The organism is Scandinavium manionii, from assembly GCF_024764775.1.
Lineage (GTDB): Bacteria > Pseudomonadota > Gammaproteobacteria > Enterobacterales > Enterobacteriaceae > Scandinavium > Scandinavium manionii.
Window position 1 is genome coordinate 181,159 of the sequence record NZ_JALIGC010000039.1, and the last position, 16,619, is coordinate 197,777.

Annotated in this window: 15 protein-coding genes; 12 read left to right on the plus strand and 3 right to left on the minus strand. The window is 54.8% G+C overall.

What is annotated here, in order from left to right:
* Positions 1 to 14: 14 nt before the first annotated feature.
* Complete coding sequence (maeB, locus tag MUU51_RS15295) at positions 15 to 2,294, plus strand: NADP-dependent oxaloacetate-decarboxylating malate dehydrogenase (RefSeq protein ID WP_159769958.1); 2,280 nt, start codon at positions 15 to 17, stop codon at positions 2,292 to 2,294.
* Positions 2,295 to 2,334: 40 nt separating this feature from the next.
* Here the strand turns inward: maeB and hemF are convergent, their stop codons facing one another.
* Positions 2,335 to 3,234, minus strand: a complete 900-nt coding sequence (hemF, locus tag MUU51_RS15300; protein ID WP_258968066.1) for an oxygen-dependent coproporphyrinogen oxidase — start codon at positions 3,232 to 3,234, stop codon at positions 2,335 to 2,337.
* Entirely contained in the window at positions 3,234 to 4,103 is an 870-nt protein-coding gene (gene amiA, locus MUU51_RS15305) for an N-acetylmuramoyl-L-alanine amidase AmiA (protein ID WP_258968067.1), read from the minus strand. The genes hemF and amiA overlap by 1 nt, the downstream gene beginning before the upstream one ends.
* 213 nt (positions 4,104 to 4,316) lie before the next feature.
* Here amiA and MUU51_RS15310 point away from each other — a divergent pair, with 213 nt between their 5' ends.
* The 4 genes from MUU51_RS15310 (at position 4,317) to MUU51_RS15325 (ending at position 6,834) form a co-directional block, all read left to right on the plus strand.
* A complete protein-coding gene (locus tag MUU51_RS15310) occupies positions 4,317 to 4,742 on the plus strand; it encodes a GNAT family acetyltransferase (RefSeq protein ID WP_159760603.1) in 426 nt (141 codons plus the stop codon).
* A complete protein-coding gene (locus tag MUU51_RS15315) occupies positions 4,729 to 5,178 on the plus strand; it encodes a DUF2919 domain-containing protein (protein WP_258968068.1) in 450 nt (149 codons plus the stop codon). Before MUU51_RS15310 ends, MUU51_RS15315 begins: the two co-directional genes overlap by 14 nt.
* A 62-nt stretch (positions 5,179 to 5,240) precedes the next feature.
* Positions 5,241 to 5,828: an RpoE-regulated lipoprotein gene (locus MUU51_RS15320; RefSeq protein WP_159769970.1), complete on the plus strand. Its 588-nt coding sequence runs from the start codon at positions 5,241 to 5,243 to the stop codon at positions 5,826 to 5,828.
* A 106-nt stretch (positions 5,829 to 5,934) separates the two neighbouring features.
* Positions 5,935 to 6,834, plus strand: coding sequence for a Dyp-type peroxidase (locus MUU51_RS15325; RefSeq protein WP_159769973.1), 900 nt, complete (start codon positions 5,935 to 5,937; stop codon positions 6,832 to 6,834).
* A gap of 57 nt (positions 6,835 to 6,891) precedes the next feature.
* Here MUU51_RS15325 and nudI read toward each other — a convergent pair whose 3' ends face one another.
* Positions 6,892 to 7,317 carry a nucleoside triphosphatase NudI gene (gene nudI, locus MUU51_RS15330; protein ID WP_258968069.1) on the minus strand — a complete coding sequence of 142 codons (426 nt, stop codon included), beginning with the start codon at positions 7,315 to 7,317 and terminating at the stop codon, positions 6,892 to 6,894.
* A 181-nt stretch (positions 7,318 to 7,498) separates the two neighbouring features.
* Between nudI and cysP the strand changes: the two genes are divergently transcribed.
* From cysP to MUU51_RS15365, 7 genes are all read left to right on the plus strand, one after another.
* Entirely contained in the window at positions 7,499 to 8,512 is a 1,014-nt protein-coding gene (cysP, locus tag MUU51_RS15335) for a thiosulfate ABC transporter substrate-binding protein CysP (RefSeq protein ID WP_258968070.1), read from the plus strand.
* Entirely contained in the window at positions 8,512 to 9,345 is an 834-nt protein-coding gene (gene cysT / locus MUU51_RS15340; RefSeq protein ID WP_159760587.1) for a sulfate/thiosulfate ABC transporter permease CysT, read from the plus strand. The genes cysP and cysT overlap by 1 nt, the downstream gene beginning before the upstream one ends.
* On the plus strand, positions 9,345 to 10,220 hold the full coding sequence (cysW, locus tag MUU51_RS15345) for a sulfate/thiosulfate ABC transporter permease CysW (RefSeq protein ID WP_258968071.1): 876 nt from the start codon (positions 9,345 to 9,347) through the stop codon (positions 10,218 to 10,220). Before cysT ends, cysW begins: the two co-directional genes overlap by 1 nt.
* On the plus strand, positions 10,210 to 11,310 hold the full coding sequence (gene cysA / locus MUU51_RS15350; RefSeq protein ID WP_159769982.1) for a sulfate/thiosulfate ABC transporter ATP-binding protein CysA: 1,101 nt from the start codon (positions 10,210 to 10,212) through the stop codon (positions 11,308 to 11,310). The genes cysW and cysA overlap by 11 nt, the downstream gene beginning before the upstream one ends.
* Positions 11,311 to 11,546: 236 nt before the next feature.
* Positions 11,547 to 12,410, plus strand: coding sequence for a helix-turn-helix domain-containing protein (locus MUU51_RS15355; RefSeq protein ID WP_258968072.1), 864 nt, complete (start codon positions 11,547 to 11,549; stop codon positions 12,408 to 12,410).
* Between the two features lie 151 nt (positions 12,411 to 12,561).
* The gene (locus tag MUU51_RS15360) at positions 12,562 to 13,866 is read left to right on the plus strand and encodes an MFS transporter (RefSeq protein ID WP_159770005.1); all 1,305 of its coding nucleotides are present in this window, start codon (positions 12,562 to 12,564) and stop codon (positions 13,864 to 13,866) included.
* A 27-nt stretch (positions 13,867 to 13,893) separates the two neighbouring features.
* Positions 13,894 to 16,575 (plus strand): glycoside hydrolase family 78 protein, encoded by a 2,682-nt coding sequence (locus MUU51_RS15365; RefSeq protein ID WP_258968073.1) that lies wholly within the window; start codon positions 13,894 to 13,896, stop codon positions 16,573 to 16,575.
* Positions 16,576 to 16,619: the final 44 nt, after the last annotated feature.

Genomic DNA, 16,619 nt, shown 5'->3' on the forward strand with positions numbered 1-16,619 from the left:
AAAAGGAATCTAAAATGGATGACCAGTTAAAACAAAGCGCCCTCGATTTCCACGAATTCCCAACGCCAGGCAAAATTCAGGTCTCTCCGACCAAGCCACTCGCTACGCAGCGCGATCTGGCCCTGGCCTATTCACCGGGCGTGGCCGCCCCGTGCCTCGAAATCGAAAAAGACCCGCTGGCGGCATTTAAATACACCGCCCGTGGCAACCTGGTGGCGGTAGTCTCGAACGGCACCGCGGTACTGGGCCTCGGCAATATCGGTGCGCTGGCCGGTAAGCCCGTCATGGAAGGAAAAGGGGTTCTGTTCAAAAAATTTGCCGGGATTGACGTCTTCGATATCGAAATCGACGAGCTTGATCCAGACAAGCTGATTGACGTGGTCGCCGCGCTGGAGCCAACGTTCGGCGGCATCAACCTTGAAGACATCAAAGCACCAGAGTGCTTCTACATCGAGCAAAAGCTGCGCGAGCGGATGAAAATCCCGGTCTTCCACGATGACCAGCACGGCACGGCGATTATCAGCACTGCCGCCATTCTCAACGGTTTGCGCGTGGTTGAGAAAAATCTCTCCGACGTGCGGATGGTGGTGTCCGGTGCGGGTGCGGCGGCAATCGCCTGCATGAACCTGCTGGTGGTGCTGGGGATGCAGAAGCACAATATCGTGGTTTGCGATTCCAAAGGCGTTATCTACAAAGACCGCGAACCCAATATGGCGGAAACCAAAGCTGCATATGCGGTGGATGACGATGGCAAGCGCACGCTGGATGACGTAATTGACGGCGCAGATATCTTCCTCGGCTGTTCTGGCCCGAAAGTGCTGACTCAGGAAATGGTCAAGAAAATGGCGCGGGCGCCGATGATCCTTGCCCTGGCAAACCCGGAGCCGGAGATTCTGCCGCCGCTGGCGAAAGAAGTGCGCCCGGACGCTATCATCTGCACCGGCCGTTCCGATTACCCGAACCAGGTGAACAACGTGTTGTGCTTCCCGTTCATCTTCCGCGGCGCGCTGGACGTGGGTGCTACCGCAATTAACGAAGAGATGAAGCTGGCAGCGGTTCACGCCATTGCCGAACTGGCGCACGCCGAGCAGAGTGAAGTGGTGGCGTCGGCGTATGGTGATCAGGATCTGAGCTTCGGCCCGGAATACATCATTCCAAAACCGTTCGACCCACGGCTGATCGTCAAGATAGCACCTGCGGTGGCCAAAGCGGCGATGGATTCCGGCGTGGCGACGCGTCCGATTGCAGATTTTGCCGCTTACGAAGAGAAGCTGAGCGAGTTCGTCTACAAAACCAACCTGTTCATGAAGCCAATTTTCTCTCAGGCGCGAAAAGAGCCGAAACGCGTTGTGCTGGCGGAAGGGGAAGACACCCGTGTACTGCATGCGACTCAGGAGTTAATCACGCTGGGTCTCGCGAAGCCGATTCTGATTGGTCGTCCGAACGTGATTGAAATGCGCCTGCAGAAATTGGGGCTGCAAATGAAGCCGGGCGTCGATTTCGATATTGTGAATAACGAATCCGATCCGCGCTTTAAAGAGTACTGGATGGAGTACTACAACATCATGAAGCGCCGCGGGATTACCCAGGAGCAGGCGCAGCGTCATGTCATCAGCAACACCACGGTGATTGGTGCGATCATGGTTCAGCGCGGCGAAGCGGATGCGCTGATTTGCGGGACTATCGGTGATTATCACGAGCACTTTAGCGTGATTCAGCAACTGTTCGGCTATCGTGACGGCGTACATACCGCCGGGGCGATGAACGCGCTGCTGCTGCCGAGCGGCAACACCTTTATCGCTGATACCTACGTAAACGACGATCCGACGCCGGAACAGCTGGCGGAAATCACGTTGATGGCGGCTGAAACCGTGCGTCGTTTCGGGATTGAACCGCGTGTGGCGCTGTTGTCGCATTCGAACTTTGGTTCGTCCAACTGTGTGGCGGCGACCAAAATGCGCCAGACCCTCGACCTGGTGCGCGCCAGTGCGCCAGAGCTGATGATCGACGGTGAAATGCACGGTGACGCCGCGCTGGTGGAAAGCATCCGCCACGATCGTATGCCGGACAGCCCACTGAAAGGCGCCGCGAATATTCTGGTGATGCCGAATATGGAAGCGGCGCGTATCAGCTACAACCTGCTGCGCGTGTCGTGCTCGGAAGGGGTGACCGTCGGGCCGGTACTGATGGGCGTGGCGAAACCGGTGCATATTCTGACGCCGATCGCGTCGGTGCGTCGTATCGTCAATATGGTCGCGCTGGCGGTGGTTGAGGCCCAGACCGAGCCGCTGTGATTTCACTTTGCGTAGGCCCGGTTAGGTGGGGTGAGGGGAACTAAATCCAGTCTCTGACTTTTATAAACTCATTCAAGGCAGCCTCAGGGCTGCCTTCTTCTGTCTGGTAGTTATACTCCCAGCGCACCAGCGGCGGCATCGACATTAAAATCGACTCCGTACGCCCGCCGGTCTGCAAACCAAACAGCGTACCGCGATCCCACACCAGATTGAATTCCACGTACCGGCCCCGCCGATAAAGCTGGAAGTCGCGCTCGCGCTCGCCGTAAGCCAGCGCTTTGCGGCGTTCGACAATCGGCAGATAGGCTTCGGTATACCCGTCGCCCACGGCTTGCATAAACGCAAAACACTGGTCGAAATCAGGCGTATTCAGGTCGTCAAAGAACAGGCCGCCGATGCCGCGCTGTTCGTTGCGGTGCTTGAGGAAGAAGTACTCGTCGCACCATTTTTTGTAGCGCGGATAGACGTCGTCGCCGAACGGCTGACAGAGATCCCGGGCGACGGTGTGCCAGTGTACGGCGTCTTCGTCAAAACCGTAGTACGGCGTTAAATCAAAACCGCCGCCAAACCACCACACCGGATCGGCGTCCGGTTTTTCAGCAATGAAGAACCGCACGTTGGCGTGGCTGGTGGGCACAAAAGGATTGCGGGGATGAACGACCAGCGAAACGCCCATCGCTTCAAAACGACGACCCGCCAGCTCCGGGCGGTGCGCCGTCGCTGACGCAGGCATGGCGTCGCCGTAAACGTGAGAGAAATTCACGCCTGCTTGTTCGAACACGCAGCCGTCTCGTAGCACGCGGCTACGCCCGCCGCCGCCGGCATCGCGCTGCCAGTTATCTTCAACAAATGCGCAGCCATCGACCGCCGCAAGCTGCTGGCAGATGCGGTCCTGGAGCGTCAGTAAAAAAGCTTTTACCTGTGCGGCATCCGGTTTCATTAACGTCTCTTCACGTGTGCTTTCTGGTTATCGAACCAGCTGAAATAACTGATGATGCCCGAAGCAATCGCGTTGGCAATTTTCTGACGAAACGCGGTGGTGCCCAGCAGCTTCTCTTCACCCGGGTTGGTGATAAACGAGGTCTCGACCAGCACGGACGGAATTGACGGTGACTTCAGCACCACAAATGCGGCCTGTTCAGTGCTGCGGCTGTGCAGGCGATGCACCGGTTTAATCTGCTTCAAAATGTGCGAGCCGAGCGTCAAACTGTTCTTAATCGTGTCAGTTTGCACCAGATCGAACAGCACCTGCTGTAACAGGTGATCTTTATCCATCGCTTTTTTACCTGCCAGCTCATCGGCGGCGTTTTCCTTATCGGAAAGGTATTTCGCCATGGCGCTACTGGCTCCGCGATTGGACAGGGCAAACACCGATGCTCCGGCGGCACTCGGGTTGGTGAAGCCGTCAGCGTGGATCGACATAAACAGATCCGCCCCGTGTTTGTGCGCGATTTCCACGCGGTCATAGAGGGGAATAAAGGTGTCGCCGGTGCGCGTCAGGTGGGCATCAATGCCGTGACTGCGCAGAATGGAGCGTACGTTTTTGGCTATCGCCAGCACCACGTGTTTTTCTTTCGAACCGCCGTGACCGATGGCGCCGGTGTCAATGCCACCGTGACCCGGATCGAGCATCACGACGCGACGCGCGCCGGATTTTTTAGTCGCAGGTTTACTGTGACCATTGCTGGTTTTCAGCGTTCCATCTTTGGCAATAGCGTTTGACATGCCGGATAGCGTCAGCGCGGCCAGTCCAGCTTTTAGCACCTGGCGGCGAGATGCGAGTGTCTTTAGGGGTTTAAAAGTGCTCATGCGGCCCGATTTGTAAAAATAAATATTCCATGTGTTATATCGTATCGTGTTTTCCGTTACGACAATCTGGGATGAGAATTGTTTTACTTTTCATTTCAATACGTGACAATGCAACATTATGCCATTTTTTTGACCGTTATCGGCAAGTTATTGGATAATTAAGACGTTCACGCCATAATCACTGTTTTTAAACCTGAAAAAATGGGCAATACCATGGAGATACGCGTTTTTCGCCAGTCCGATTTCGAAGAGGTCATTACGCTCTGGGAGCGCTGTGACCTGCTACGCCCATGGAATGACCCGGAAATGGATATCGAACGTAAGCTAAACCATGACGTTAGCCTGTTTTTGGTGGCGGAAGTGAATGGCGAAGTGGTCGGCACCGTAATGGGGGGCTACGACGGCCACCGCGGTTCGGCATATTATCTCGGCGTGCATCCGGAATATCGCGGACGCGGCATTGCCAATGCGCTGCTAAATCGTCTCGAGAAAAAACTGATTGCCCGCGGCTGCCCGAAGTTACAGATAATGGTCCGTGAAGATAACGATATGGTGCAGGGCATGTACGAGCGCCTGGGTTATGAGCATGCGGATGTGGTCGTGCTCGGGAAGCGTTTGATAGAAGATGAAGAATACTGATTTTTTGCCGTCGGCATACGATGGTCATGGGCGGCTCCGGCTGCCTTTTGTATTTTGGTGTGTCCTGCTATTACAGGCGCGAACCTGGGTGGTGTTTGTGATGGCCGGGGCATCGCGTCAGCAGGGTGGGACGCTGCTGGATCTGTTTTATCCCGATCACGATAATTTCTGGATTGGCCTGCTGCCCGGCGTACCTGCGGTACTCGCCTTTCTCCTGAGCGGCCGACGACACCAGCTTCCACGTTTGTGGCCGCTGATGCGCTGGATACTTATTCTCGCGCAGCTGGGGCTGTTATTCTGGCAGCCACTGCTGTGGTGGCAGGGCGAACCGCTGAGCGGTATTGGTCTGGCGCTGGTTATTGTGGACGGTTTTGCGCTCTGGTGGCTGCTCAGCAACCGCCGTTTACGCGCCTGTTTTTCCCCGCAAGAGGATTAATGGCACTTTTTTGCCATTCTGGACTCCAACAGGCGTTGTGTTGACATACAAAGGATCCTCGAATGAAATCAATGCGTTTATTGCTCTGCGCGCTGCCCCTGGCCTTAACCGGCTGTGCCACCGTCAGTAATGGCTTTAATTCTGTGCACTGGTCGGCGGCGTATCCGTGGAACTGGTTTGGTTCCTCAACGGAAGTGACGGAGCAGGGCGTCGGTGATTTGACCGCCTCCACACCGCTGAATGAAGAGGCCATCAACGATGCACTCGACGGCGATTACCGCGTGCGTAGCGGCATGAAAACCGATAAGGGCACCATCGTTAAATATTTCGAAGCACTGAAAGACGACAAGGTCGCACTGGTGGTGAATGGCGAGGGCGGAAGTATCAGCCGGATTGACGTCATGGACAGTGACGTCCCGGTAGCCGATGGTGCGAAAGTCGGTACGCCGTTCAGCGAGGTGTACAGCAAAGCGTTTGGCAACTGTGAAAAAGCCAGCGGTGAGGACAGCGCCAACGTTGAGTGTAAAGTCAAAGATAGCCAGCATATCAGCTATATATTTAGCGGTAGCTGGGGTGGCCCGCAGGAACTGATGCCGCCGGATGACTCCCTGAAATTCTGGAAAGTCAGCAAGATTATCTGGCGCCGTTAATTTGCGTCTGAACAAGCCGCCGCCTGAAAAATGCGGGTATAATGCCCGCCATCAATAATGCCACGAGTTCGTGGCATCTTTTTTCAGCTTTTCAGGAGAAGCAGCGATGTCTCAGGTTCAGAGCGGCATTTTGCCGGAACATTGCCGGGCGGCGATTTGGATTGAAGCCAATGTCAAAGGGGACGTCAACGCCCTGCGTGAATGCAGCCGGGTTTTTGCCGATAAGCTGGCAACCTTTGAAGCTAAATTCCCCGACGCCCATCTCGGCGCTGTGGTGGCGTTTGGTCATGACACCTGGCGCAGCCTGAGCGGCGGTGTGGGCGCGGAAGAGCTGAAAGATTTTCCCCTTTACGGCAAAGGCCTTGCACCATCCACCCAACATGATGTGCTGATCCACATTCTCTCCCTGCGCCATGATGTGAATTTCTCTGTCGCTCAGGCCGCACTGGAAGCGTTTGGTGGGGCTATCGACGTCAAAGAAGAAACCCACGGTTTCCGTTGGGTGGAAGAGCGTGATCTCAGCGGTTTCGTTGACGGGACTGAAAACCCGGCAGGCGTTGAGACGCGTCGTGAAGTGGCGGTGATTGCTGACGGCGTGGATGCCGGCGGCAGCTATGTGTTTGTCCAACGCTGGGAACATAATCTCAAGCAACTGAACCGGATGAGTATCCCGGATCAGGAAATGATGATGGGTCGCACCAAAGAAGCTAACGAAGAGATCGATGGTGATGAGCGTCCGGAAACGTCACACCTGACCCGCGTCGATCTGAAAGAAAACGGTAAAGGGCTGAAGATTGTGCGCCAGAGCCTGCCGTATGGCACCGCCAGCGGCACGCACGGTCTCTACTTCAACGCTTACTGCGCGCGGTTGTATAACATCGAACAGCAACTGCTGAGCATGTTCGGCGACACTGACGGTAAACGTGATGCAATGTTACGTTTCACTAAGCCGGTGACTGGGGGCTACTACTTCGCGCCGTCGTTGGATAAATTACTGACGTTGTAATGTTTGAGTGCCCGGTGGCACTGCGCTTACCGGGCCTACAGACGCCATCGACAATGATTACAACAATCCCTTATCGATAAACGTCTGGCGCGTGGCGACGTTTAAATCATACTCGCCGAGCTTGTCCGGGCTGACCCACGCAATTTCCTGAAACTCCTCGTTAAACGTCACTTCACGATTGGCACTGATGCAGTCAAACATCAGGTAAATCATGTAAATTTGTTCTTTGCTGCCGTCGGCGTAGGTTTTGATGCGGGTGTCGTCACGGAAATGCCACGGGGTGATTTTCTCGATGCGCATCGCTTCACCCAGCTCTTCGCCTATTTCGCGCAGTAGCGCCTGTTCCATTGTTTCACCGGGTTCCATACCTCCGCCCGAAAGCGCCCACTGGCCAGGAAATACACCGCGGTCATCGGCCATTTTGCACAGTAGATACTCACCGTTATTCTGAATAATCGGGCAGACAATCGTCCTTTGGCGCATCAGTTCATCCTCATTGCGGGTTTCGTCGAGTGTACCAAATTGGCTGGCTGATGAACGCCGAAAAACCCTTATTCTGTTTTCAACTTCCAAAGCACCAAACGGTATATAAAACCGTTACTGCTTTCATCCTCGTTATAAATATTATGACAGTCGATAGTCATCACATTTATAAGGGTGCGCAATGGCCGTTAAATCACTGAAAAAAGGAACGCTGGTGCTGGGAGCCTTGCTGCTGGCGGTTCAGGCACAGGCAACCGAGTTGCTGAACAGTTCCTATGATGTTTCCCGCGAGCTGTTTGCTGCCCTGAATCCCCCGTTTGAACAACAGTGGGCGAAGGACAATGGCGGTGACAAGCTCAACATTAAGCAATCCCACGCCGGTTCTTCCAAACAGGCGCTGGCGATTTTGCAGGGTCTGAAGGCCGATGTGGTGACCTACAACCAGGTGACGGACGTGCAGATCCTGCATGACAAAGGCAATTTGATCCCGGCGAACTGGCAGAGCCGTTTGCCGAATAACAGTTCTCCATTCTATTCGACCATGGCGTTCCTGGTGCGTAAGGGCAACCCGAAGAATATTCACAGCTGGAACGACCTGGTGCGCCCGGACGTACAGCTGGTATTCCCGAATCCGAAAACCTCCGGCAATGGGCGTTATACCTATCTGGCCGCCTGGGGTGCAGCGGCCAAAGCCGACGGAAATGATAACGCCAAAACCGAACAGTTCATGACTCAGTTCCTGGAAAACGTTCAGGTGTTTGATACCGGCGGGCGCGGCGCGACGACCACCTTCGTTGAACGCGGGTTGGGCGACGTGTTGATCACCTTCGAATCCGAAGTGAACAACATCCGTAAACAGTACGCGGACCAGGGCTTCGAAGTCGTGGTACCGAAAACCAATATTCTGGCCGAATTCCCGGTGACGTGGGTCGACAAAAATGTGAAAGCCAACGGCACGGAAAAAGCGGCGAAGGCGTATCTGACCTGGCTCTACAGTCCGCAGGCGCAAACCATCATTACCGATTACTACTACCGTGTGAACAATCCGGCGGTGATGGAGAAACTGAAAGACAAATTCCCGCAGACTGAGCTGTTCCGCGTGGAAGACCAGTTCGGCTCCTGGCCGGACGCGATGAAAACCCACTTCGCCAGCGGTGGCGAGCTGGATAAGCTGTTAGCGGCGGGGCACAAGTAATGTTTGCTGTTTCTTCCAGACGCGTGCTGCCGGGCTTTACCTTAAGCCTCGGCACCAGTCTGCTGTTTGTATGCCTGATTTTGCTGCTGCCACTCAGCGCGCTGGTGATGCAGCTGGCGCAAATGAGCTGGGCGCAATACTGGGAAGTCATCACCAATCCTCAGGTGGTGGCGGCCTATAAAGTGACGCTGCTGTCAGCATTTGTGGCCTCGATTTTTAACGGCGTGTTCGGCCTGCTGATGGCATGGATCCTCACACGCTATCGTTTCCCGGGCCGCACGTTGCTCGATGCGCTGATGGATTTACCGTTCGCACTGCCGACGGCGGTGGCGGGTTTAACCCTTGCATCGCTGTTTTCTGTCAACGGTTTCTACGGTGAGTGGCTGGCGAAATTTGATATCAAAGTGACCTATACCTGGCTCGGCATTGCCGTGGCGATGGCGTTCACCAGCATTCCGTTTGTGGTGCGCACCGTTCAGCCGGTGCTGGAGGAACTGGGGCCGGAATACGAAGAAGCGGCAGAAACGCTCGGCGCAACACGCATTCAGAGCTTCTGCAAAGTGGTGTTGCCAGAGCTTTCTCCGGCGCTGCTGGCGGGCGTGGCGCTGTCATTTACCCGCAGCCTGGGCGAGTTCGGCGCGGTGATTTTCATCGCCGGGAACATCGCCTGGAAAACGGAAGTGACGTCGCTGATGATTTTTGTACGCCTACAGGAGTTTGATTATCCGGCGGCGAGCGCGATTGCGTCCGTTATTCTCGGTGCGTCACTGCTGCTGCTGTTCTCCATCAACACCTTGCAGAGTCGCTTTGGTCGACGTGTGGTTGGTCACTAATGGCGGAAGTTACGCAATTGAAACGCTATGACGCGCCCCGCATCAACTGGGGAAAATGGTTTCTGATAGGTACCGGCATTCTGGTGTCAGCCTTCATTCTGCTGGTGCCGATGATTTATATCTTCGTCGAGGCGTTCAGCAAAGGGTTGATGCCCGTGCTGCACAACCTGGCGGACCCGGACATGCTGCACGCCATCTGGCTGACGGTGATGATTGCGCTGATAACTGTGCCGGTTAACCTGGTGTTCGGCACGCTGCTGGCCTGGCTGGTGACGCGCTTTAACTTCCCGGGCCGTCAGCTGTTGCTGACCCTGCTGGATATCCCGTTTGCTGTATCGCCGGTGGTCGCGGGCTTGGTGTATCTGCTGTTCTACGGCTCGAACGGCCCGCTAGGCGGCTGGCTGGATGAACATAACCTGCAAATTATGTTTGCCTGGCCGGGCATGGTGCTGGCGACGATTTTCGTGACCTGTCCTTTCGTGGTGCGCGAGCTGGTGCCAGTCATGCTGAGTCAGGGCAGCCACGAAGACGAGGCGGCGATCCTGCTTGGCGCGTCTGGCTGGCAGATGTTCCGCCGCGTAACGCTGCCGAACATCCGTTGGGCGCTGCTGTACGGCGTGGTGCTGACTAACGCCCGCGCGATTGGTGAGTTTGGTGCGGTGTCCGTCGTATCCGGCTCTATTCGCGGTGAAACGCTGTCGCTGCCGCTGCAAATTGAATTACTCCAGCAGGATTACAACACCGTCGGCTCGTTCACCGCCGCGGCCCTGCTGACGTTAATGGCTATCGTGACCCTGTTTTTGAAGAGTGTGGTGCAGTGGCGCCTGGAGAATCAGGAAAAACGCGCGCATCAGGAGACGCATCATGAGCATTGAAATTGCCAGCATTAAGAAATCGTTTGGACGCACTCAGGTGCTGAATGATATCTCCCTGGATATTCCGTCCGGACAGATGGTCGCGCTGCTGGGGCCGTCCGGTTCGGGTAAAACGACACTGTTGCGGATTATTGCCGGGCTCGAACATCAGACCAGCGGGCAGATTCGCTTCCAGGGCACGGACGTGAGCCGTCTTCATGCCCGTGACCGTAAGGTCGGTTTCGTGTTCCAGCACTACGCGCTGTTCCGTCACATGACCGTGTTCGACAACATTGCGTTTGGCCTGACGGTGCTTCCCCGTCGTGAACGTCCGAATGCGGCGCAAATCAAAGCCAAAGTGACTAAATTGCTGGAAATGGTACAGCTGGCGCATCTGGCCGACCGTTTCCCGGCGCAGCTCTCCGGCGGGCAAAAGCAGCGCGTGGCGCTGGCCCGTGCGCTGGCGGTTGAACCACAAATTCTGCTGCTCGATGAACCGTTTGGCGCGCTGGACGCACAGGTGCGTAAAGAGCTACGTCGTTGGCTGCGTCAGCTCCACGAAGAGCTGAAATTCACCAGCGTGTTCGTGACCCACGATCAGGAAGAAGCGATGGAAGTCGCGGACCGCGTGGTGGTAATGAGCCAGGGTAATATCGAGCAGGTTGATGCGCCGGAACAGGTGTGGCGCGAGCCTGCGACCCGTTTCGTACTGGAATTTATGGGCGAAGTGAATCGTCTGAAAGGCACCCTCCGCGGCGGGCAGTTCCACGTCGGCGCGCACCGTTGGCCGCTCGGCTATACGCCTGCGTATCAGGGGCCGGTCGATTTGTTCCTGCGCCCGTGGGAAGTCGACGTCAGCCGTCGCACCAGCCTCGATTCTCCGCTGCCGGTACAGGTGCTGGAAGCGAGCCCGAAAGGGCACTACACCCAGTTGGTGGTGCAGCCACTCGGCTGGTATGACGAACCGCTGACCGTGGTGATGCGCGACGAAGTACCGCAGCGCGGAGACCGCCTGTTTGTCGGGCTTCAGCATGCGCGCCTTTATAACGGCAACGAACGCATCGAAGGGATCGATGAGGTCTCGTCGCTGGTGCTGGCTGAAACGGCCTGACCTTATCTGACCATTCGAAAAAGGCCTATGGATAACATAGGCCTTTTTTATTTCTGCTGATTTAATCGTCTGCGACAGTAATGAATAAAAGTGACGGGAAGGTCACAGAGAATTACGTGTGGCTGCCATTCTGGCGTAATGACTTGTCACCCTTGTTGCTGTTTAATGGAAATGCGGCACAGGAAATTTAAGTCATATTAAACGTAAGGATATAACCACATTCTCGTGAGGTAGGCATGGTCGATATTAAGCAGTGTGAAGATTTCTTCCCCTCCGATGCCCATGCGTTTTGTGTGTTTATGCTGAACAATCAGGCGATGGCCGATCTTCATGGGCATGAATTTGATGAACTGGTGATTGTGCGCAGCGGTAGCGGTTTTCATATCGTGAATGACCACGCGGAAATGATCCGTCGAGGTGATTTCTTTTACGTCACCGCGAATGATATTCACTATTATGAAGCCACCAGTGAACTATCCCTGATTAATGTGTTAATTCATCGGGAGCGCTCATTTAATTATATTAAGAATATTGAGGGGATGATTCAGTCGATCAGCGATGATACCCGTCCGTTCACTATTCGCTATCAGTCACTGTCAGAATCATCGTTAAACAAGATTATTACACTGGCTGAAAATATCAGCAGTCGGCGGGATGATGTTTTTGATAGCTGCTATTTTTCCAGTACCGAGTCGTCACTTTTGCAGATCCTGACGGTTTTGTGTGAGGGAAATCAGGCCAGTAAAATGCCAGCCGCAGAAGCAAAAGGCAAAGTGTATCTGTTGGATCATATTCGACAGAATTATGCTCAGGAGATTAACTGGAAAGGGGTTTGCGAAGAGGGGGGCATTGCGCTGCGCACACTGTACCGCTTCTTCCATGAGATGACAGGAAAAACGCCGGAGAAGTTTCAGCAATTATATCGTCTGCTAAAAGCGCAGGAGTTGTTGCGAACGACAGATATTCCCGTGAGTCGAATTGCCACGACCTGTGGGTTTATGAATCCTCCGAGATTAACTGAAGCCTATCGTCGTCATTTTTCACGCACGCCTTCGCAAGAGCGTCAACGAAGCACCTCTATTCAACAGGAGAGTGAATAAGGTTTATTGGTTGTAATTGTATCGCATGAATTTAATTCAGCCATTGTTACGCTATCTGGCTGGCGATTTTTTATTTTTAAAAAACTGATGTCCAATATTTTTAATTCAGGAATCCGTGCATTATTCCAATAACATAAATGGAGTGTCTGTTATGCCTGATATTAAACAACCGAACCCCTGGTATGTCGGGGTGGTTTCCGGTATGGCTTCTTATATTGATTCGGCAGCGATTGTTTCTAATGGCACTGCGCTGGTTATTTATCAAAAAACGCTCGGAACAACTGCCGCAGAAATTGGCGTGCTTTCCGGGGTGCTGACTCTGTGTATTGCGCTGGGCGCATTTTTTGGCGGTCGCCTTGGCGATTATTACGGCAGGCGCAGGGTGTTTATTATTACGATGGCAATGGTGGCGATTGGCACATTGCTTTTGGCTTTCAGTTCGTCTTTTTCCGCATTACTTATCGGCACGATTTTTGTCGGGTTAGCAACAGGGGCTGATCTTCCCGTTTCCCTGGCGACGATTTCAGAGGCTGCGACGGATAAAAATCGCGGCAAAATTATCGGCCTGTCGAATTTGCTGTGGTTTGCGGGTATTTGCACCACCATGGCGATTTCAGCCGTGGCGGGTGGCTGGGGTAAAACCGGGGCGCAAATTCTCTATTTACATGTCGGCCTCGTGGCCGGAGTGCTGCTGATATTACGCTGGTCGCTGCCGGAATCACCGATGTGGCTCGTGGCTCATAAAGAACGCCTTGGCGGAAAAGCCACCGTGCGTGCGCAAAAAAATTCTTACGCCGACTTGTTTCGCGGCAAATATCTGTGGCCCTTTATCGCGCTATGCCTGTTTTACATGTTCACCAATCTGGCGGCCAATACCGGCGGGCAGTTCGGGGCATATGTCGCGGTGAACGTGGTGGGGATCAGCGTTGAAAAAAATGCGCTGTGGAACCTGCTGGTTATGCCGGTGGGCGTGCTTTCAGGCCTGCTGTTTATGAAGATGGTGGACACCAAAAATCGAATGCCGGTGTTTATCATCGGAGCCTGCTTTTTCGCCGGCGGATTCCTTATGCCGGTGCTGTTGCACTTTTCTCCTGCTTCCTGGCTGTGCTTTTTACTGTTTACCGCCATTGGCAGCGGGATGGCCTTTGAAGGGATGATGAAAGTCTGGTCGCAGGAGTCCTTCCCGACCATGTTGCGAGCCACGGCGCAGGGCGCGATTGTTGGGATTGCTCGTTTAACCTGCGGCATTCTGGCGTTTGTTACACCGGTTCTGCTCGATGCCGGACCGACCGTTCTCTACACCCTTCTGACTGCCATCGTGGCATCGGGCATGTTTATCGGCTGGCTGTGCTTCCACGGTAAGCCGCGCAATGAGTTTTCCAGCGAGGCCGACATTGTCGCTTCCCGGCAGCCTGACGCGTTGTCCGCTGCGGCGCAAAGCTCAACGACGAATTAATCTCACTTACCTCAGGAGTCTTTGATTATGCTTTCAGTCAGTCATATCACGCTGGACGGTGAAGCCACATTATGCGGCGTCGATCGCTTTCCCGTTGTCGGCTGGAAAATTGACAGCGACAGACGCGATGTTCTGCAACGTTCATGGCATCTGCAGTGCAGTACGTCGGCTGATTTTTCAGCGCTGATTTTTGACAGCGGGGAGGTTATCAGCGCGCAGTCCAGTAACCTCGAGCTGGAGGTTACGCCGCTGTTGTCTTCCACCCGCTATTATCTGCGGGTTCGCATTAGCGATAATCAGGGCGAGTCCAGCGGCTGGAGCCCTTCCTCGGAGCTGGTCACGGGCCTGCTCGACACGCCGTGGCGGGCGGAATTCATCTCTGCTGAGTCGCTCAGTGACAAGGCGGAGTCGAAAGCCACATTGCTGCGAAACGCGTTTTCACTGTCGCCGACCAAAGCGATTGCCGCTGCCTGGGTACACGCGACAGCGCTTGGTATCTATCAGTTATTCCTGAACGGTGCACGCGTCGGCAACGATGAACTGACGCCGGGATGGACCAGCTATCGTCATCATTTGCTGTACCAAACCTATGATGTCACCGGTATGTTGAATCAGGGTGAGAACGTTATCGGCGCGGAGCTGGGCGCGGGTTGGTTTAAAGGCGATATGGGCTTTAGCCGCCACCGTAACTATTACGGCGAACAAACCGCGCTGCTGTGCCAACTGGTGATTCAGTATGACGATGGCTCACGGCAGGTTGTTGGGTCGGACCGATCATGGCGAGGCAGCGATTCCGCGCGTGAGTTTGCTGAGATTTATGACGGAGAGCGGTTCGATGCCCGTCGGGTTCAGGTGGGCTGGAGTCAGACTGATTTTAACGATGCGTCATGGCGGGCGGTCAGCATCGTCGATTGGGATAATCATACGCTGAAGGCACAGGGGGCGGGGACGGTTCGCCAGATGGAACGGCTGGCGGCGAAGGCGCTGATAATTACCCCGCAAGGCGATAAGGTTCTCGATTTCGGTCAGAACATGAGTGGTTGGGTGGCGTTTCGCGTGCGTGGCAAAGCGGGCGATAAAGTGGTGCTGCGCCACTTTGAAACGCTGGATGCCAACGGCAACGTGTACCTCGATAACCTGCGCACCGCCAGACAGACAACGGAATATTTTCTGAAAGGCGAAGGGGATGAAACCTGGCACCCGCGCTTTAGCTGGCAGGGCTTCCGCTATGTGAAGGTGGAAGAATTTCCGGGCGAGCTGGACCTGAGCCAGTTTACCGCCATTGTTATCCATTCCAATATGGCCGCCACTGGGCATTTTTCCTGTTCAAATCCGGAGTTAAATCAGCTACACCACAACATCCTCTGGGGACTGAAAAGTAACTTTGTTGATGTGCCGACTGATTGCCCTCAGCGTGATGAACGCCTGGGCTGGACCGGTGATGCGCAGATATTTTGCCGGACGGCGAGCTATCTGATGCAAACCCAAACTTTCTTTGCCAAGTGGCTGGTTGATCTGAAAGCCGATCAAACACCGGAAGGCGGTGTGCCGCACGTCATTCCGGACATTCTCACCGGACACTGTGACCAGGATAAGTTTCTCGCGGAAGGGGGCACGCATTCCGCGACGGGCTGGGCCGATGCTGCAGTGGTCAATCCGTGGACGATGTACCTGATGTACGGCGATAAACGGGTGCTGGAAAATCAGTATGCCAGCATGAAAGGCTGGGTCGATTTTATGCAGACCCATTCGGATAACGATATCTGGCGCTACAAGCTACAGTTTGGCGACTGGGTGGCGCTGGATGCGCAAGAGGGCAGCTATTTCGGCGCCACGCCGGAAGATCTGATTTGTACGGCCTGGTACGCCAATTCCACCCAGCTGTTGGCGAAAACGGCAAAGGTACTCGAACGCACAGACGATCATCGTTATTACGATGCTTTGCATGAACGGATTGTGGAACGCTTCCGCCAGCGATTCTTTACCGCCGATGGGGATATGACTGCCCGGACCCAGACGGCGCATATTCTCGCGCTCTGTTTCAACCTGGTGCCGGACGCGTTGCGTGAGCGCACGGCAAATACGCTAGTGGAACTGCTTCACCAACATGACGGGCATCTGGTTACCGGTTTCCTCGGCACGCCGTATTTCTGCCACGCGTTGAGCCAGAATCAACATCCAAAAGAAGCCTGGTCGCTGTTGCTGAAGGACGATTTCCCGTCGTGGCTATATCAGGTAAAAGCCGGGGCCACTACTATCTGGGAGCACTGGGACGGCATCAAACCCGATGGTTCGATGTGGAGCCCGGACATGAATTCGTTCAACCACTATGCCTACGGTGCTGTGGGTGAATGGCTGTATCGCACCGTGGCGGGCATGGAGGCGGACGAAACGGCTCCAGGGTTTAAGCATATCGTTATTTCACCCCTACCCGGTGGTGGCCTGAGCTGGATGGACGCGCGCTATCAGTCGATTTATGGCGATATCGCGGTGAACTGGCAGGCGCAAAAGGGGCGTGTGGTGCTGACATTCCGCATTCCGGCGAACACCACGGCGACCGTTAAGCTCCCTGCGGCCAGGGAAATTATCACCGGCGGCTCGTTGAATTTTGCTCATGATAACGGTGAATGGTCGGCGCACTGCGGATCAGGAGAATATCGCGTTGAGTATTTGCCTGATGAATCGGTAGACCTGACTTACACAGACTGATAGCTTAACGACATCACACTGAGCAAGCGGCCCGCGTGGCCGCT

What these genes read in the sequence shown, in the direction of transcription:
- maeB (WP_159769958.1), top strand. Translation starts at nt 15, where the DNA reads ATGGATGACCAGTTAAAACAAAGCGCCCTCGATTTCCACGAATTCCCA.
- hemF (WP_258968066.1), bottom strand. Translation starts at nt 3,234, where the DNA reads ATGAAACCGGATGCCGCACAGGTAAAAGCTTTTTTACTGACGCTCCAG.
- amiA (WP_258968067.1), bottom strand. Translation starts at nt 4,103, where the DNA reads ATGAGCACTTTTAAACCCCTAAAGACACTCGCATCTCGCCGCCAGGTG.
- MUU51_RS15310 (WP_159760603.1), top strand. Translation starts at nt 4,317, where the DNA reads ATGGAGATACGCGTTTTTCGCCAGTCCGATTTCGAAGAGGTCATTACG.
- MUU51_RS15315 (WP_258968068.1), top strand. Translation starts at nt 4,729, where the DNA reads ATGAAGAATACTGATTTTTTGCCGTCGGCATACGATGGTCATGGGCGG.
- MUU51_RS15320 (WP_159769970.1), top strand. Translation starts at nt 5,241, where the DNA reads ATGAAATCAATGCGTTTATTGCTCTGCGCGCTGCCCCTGGCCTTAACC.
- MUU51_RS15325 (WP_159769973.1), top strand. Translation starts at nt 5,935, where the DNA reads ATGTCTCAGGTTCAGAGCGGCATTTTGCCGGAACATTGCCGGGCGGCG.
- nudI (WP_258968069.1), bottom strand. Translation starts at nt 7,317, where the DNA reads ATGCGCCAAAGGACGATTGTCTGCCCGATTATTCAGAATAACGGTGAG.
- cysP (WP_258968070.1), top strand. Translation starts at nt 7,499, where the DNA reads ATGGCCGTTAAATCACTGAAAAAAGGAACGCTGGTGCTGGGAGCCTTG.
- cysT (WP_159760587.1), top strand. Translation starts at nt 8,512, where the DNA reads ATGTTTGCTGTTTCTTCCAGACGCGTGCTGCCGGGCTTTACCTTAAGC.
- cysW (WP_258968071.1), top strand. Translation starts at nt 9,345, where the DNA reads ATGGCGGAAGTTACGCAATTGAAACGCTATGACGCGCCCCGCATCAAC.
- cysA (WP_159769982.1), top strand. Translation starts at nt 10,210, where the DNA reads ATGAGCATTGAAATTGCCAGCATTAAGAAATCGTTTGGACGCACTCAG.
- MUU51_RS15355 (WP_258968072.1), top strand. Translation starts at nt 11,547, where the DNA reads ATGGTCGATATTAAGCAGTGTGAAGATTTCTTCCCCTCCGATGCCCAT.
- MUU51_RS15360 (WP_159770005.1), top strand. Translation starts at nt 12,562, where the DNA reads ATGCCTGATATTAAACAACCGAACCCCTGGTATGTCGGGGTGGTTTCC.
- MUU51_RS15365 (WP_258968073.1), top strand. Translation starts at nt 13,894, where the DNA reads ATGCTTTCAGTCAGTCATATCACGCTGGACGGTGAAGCCACATTATGC.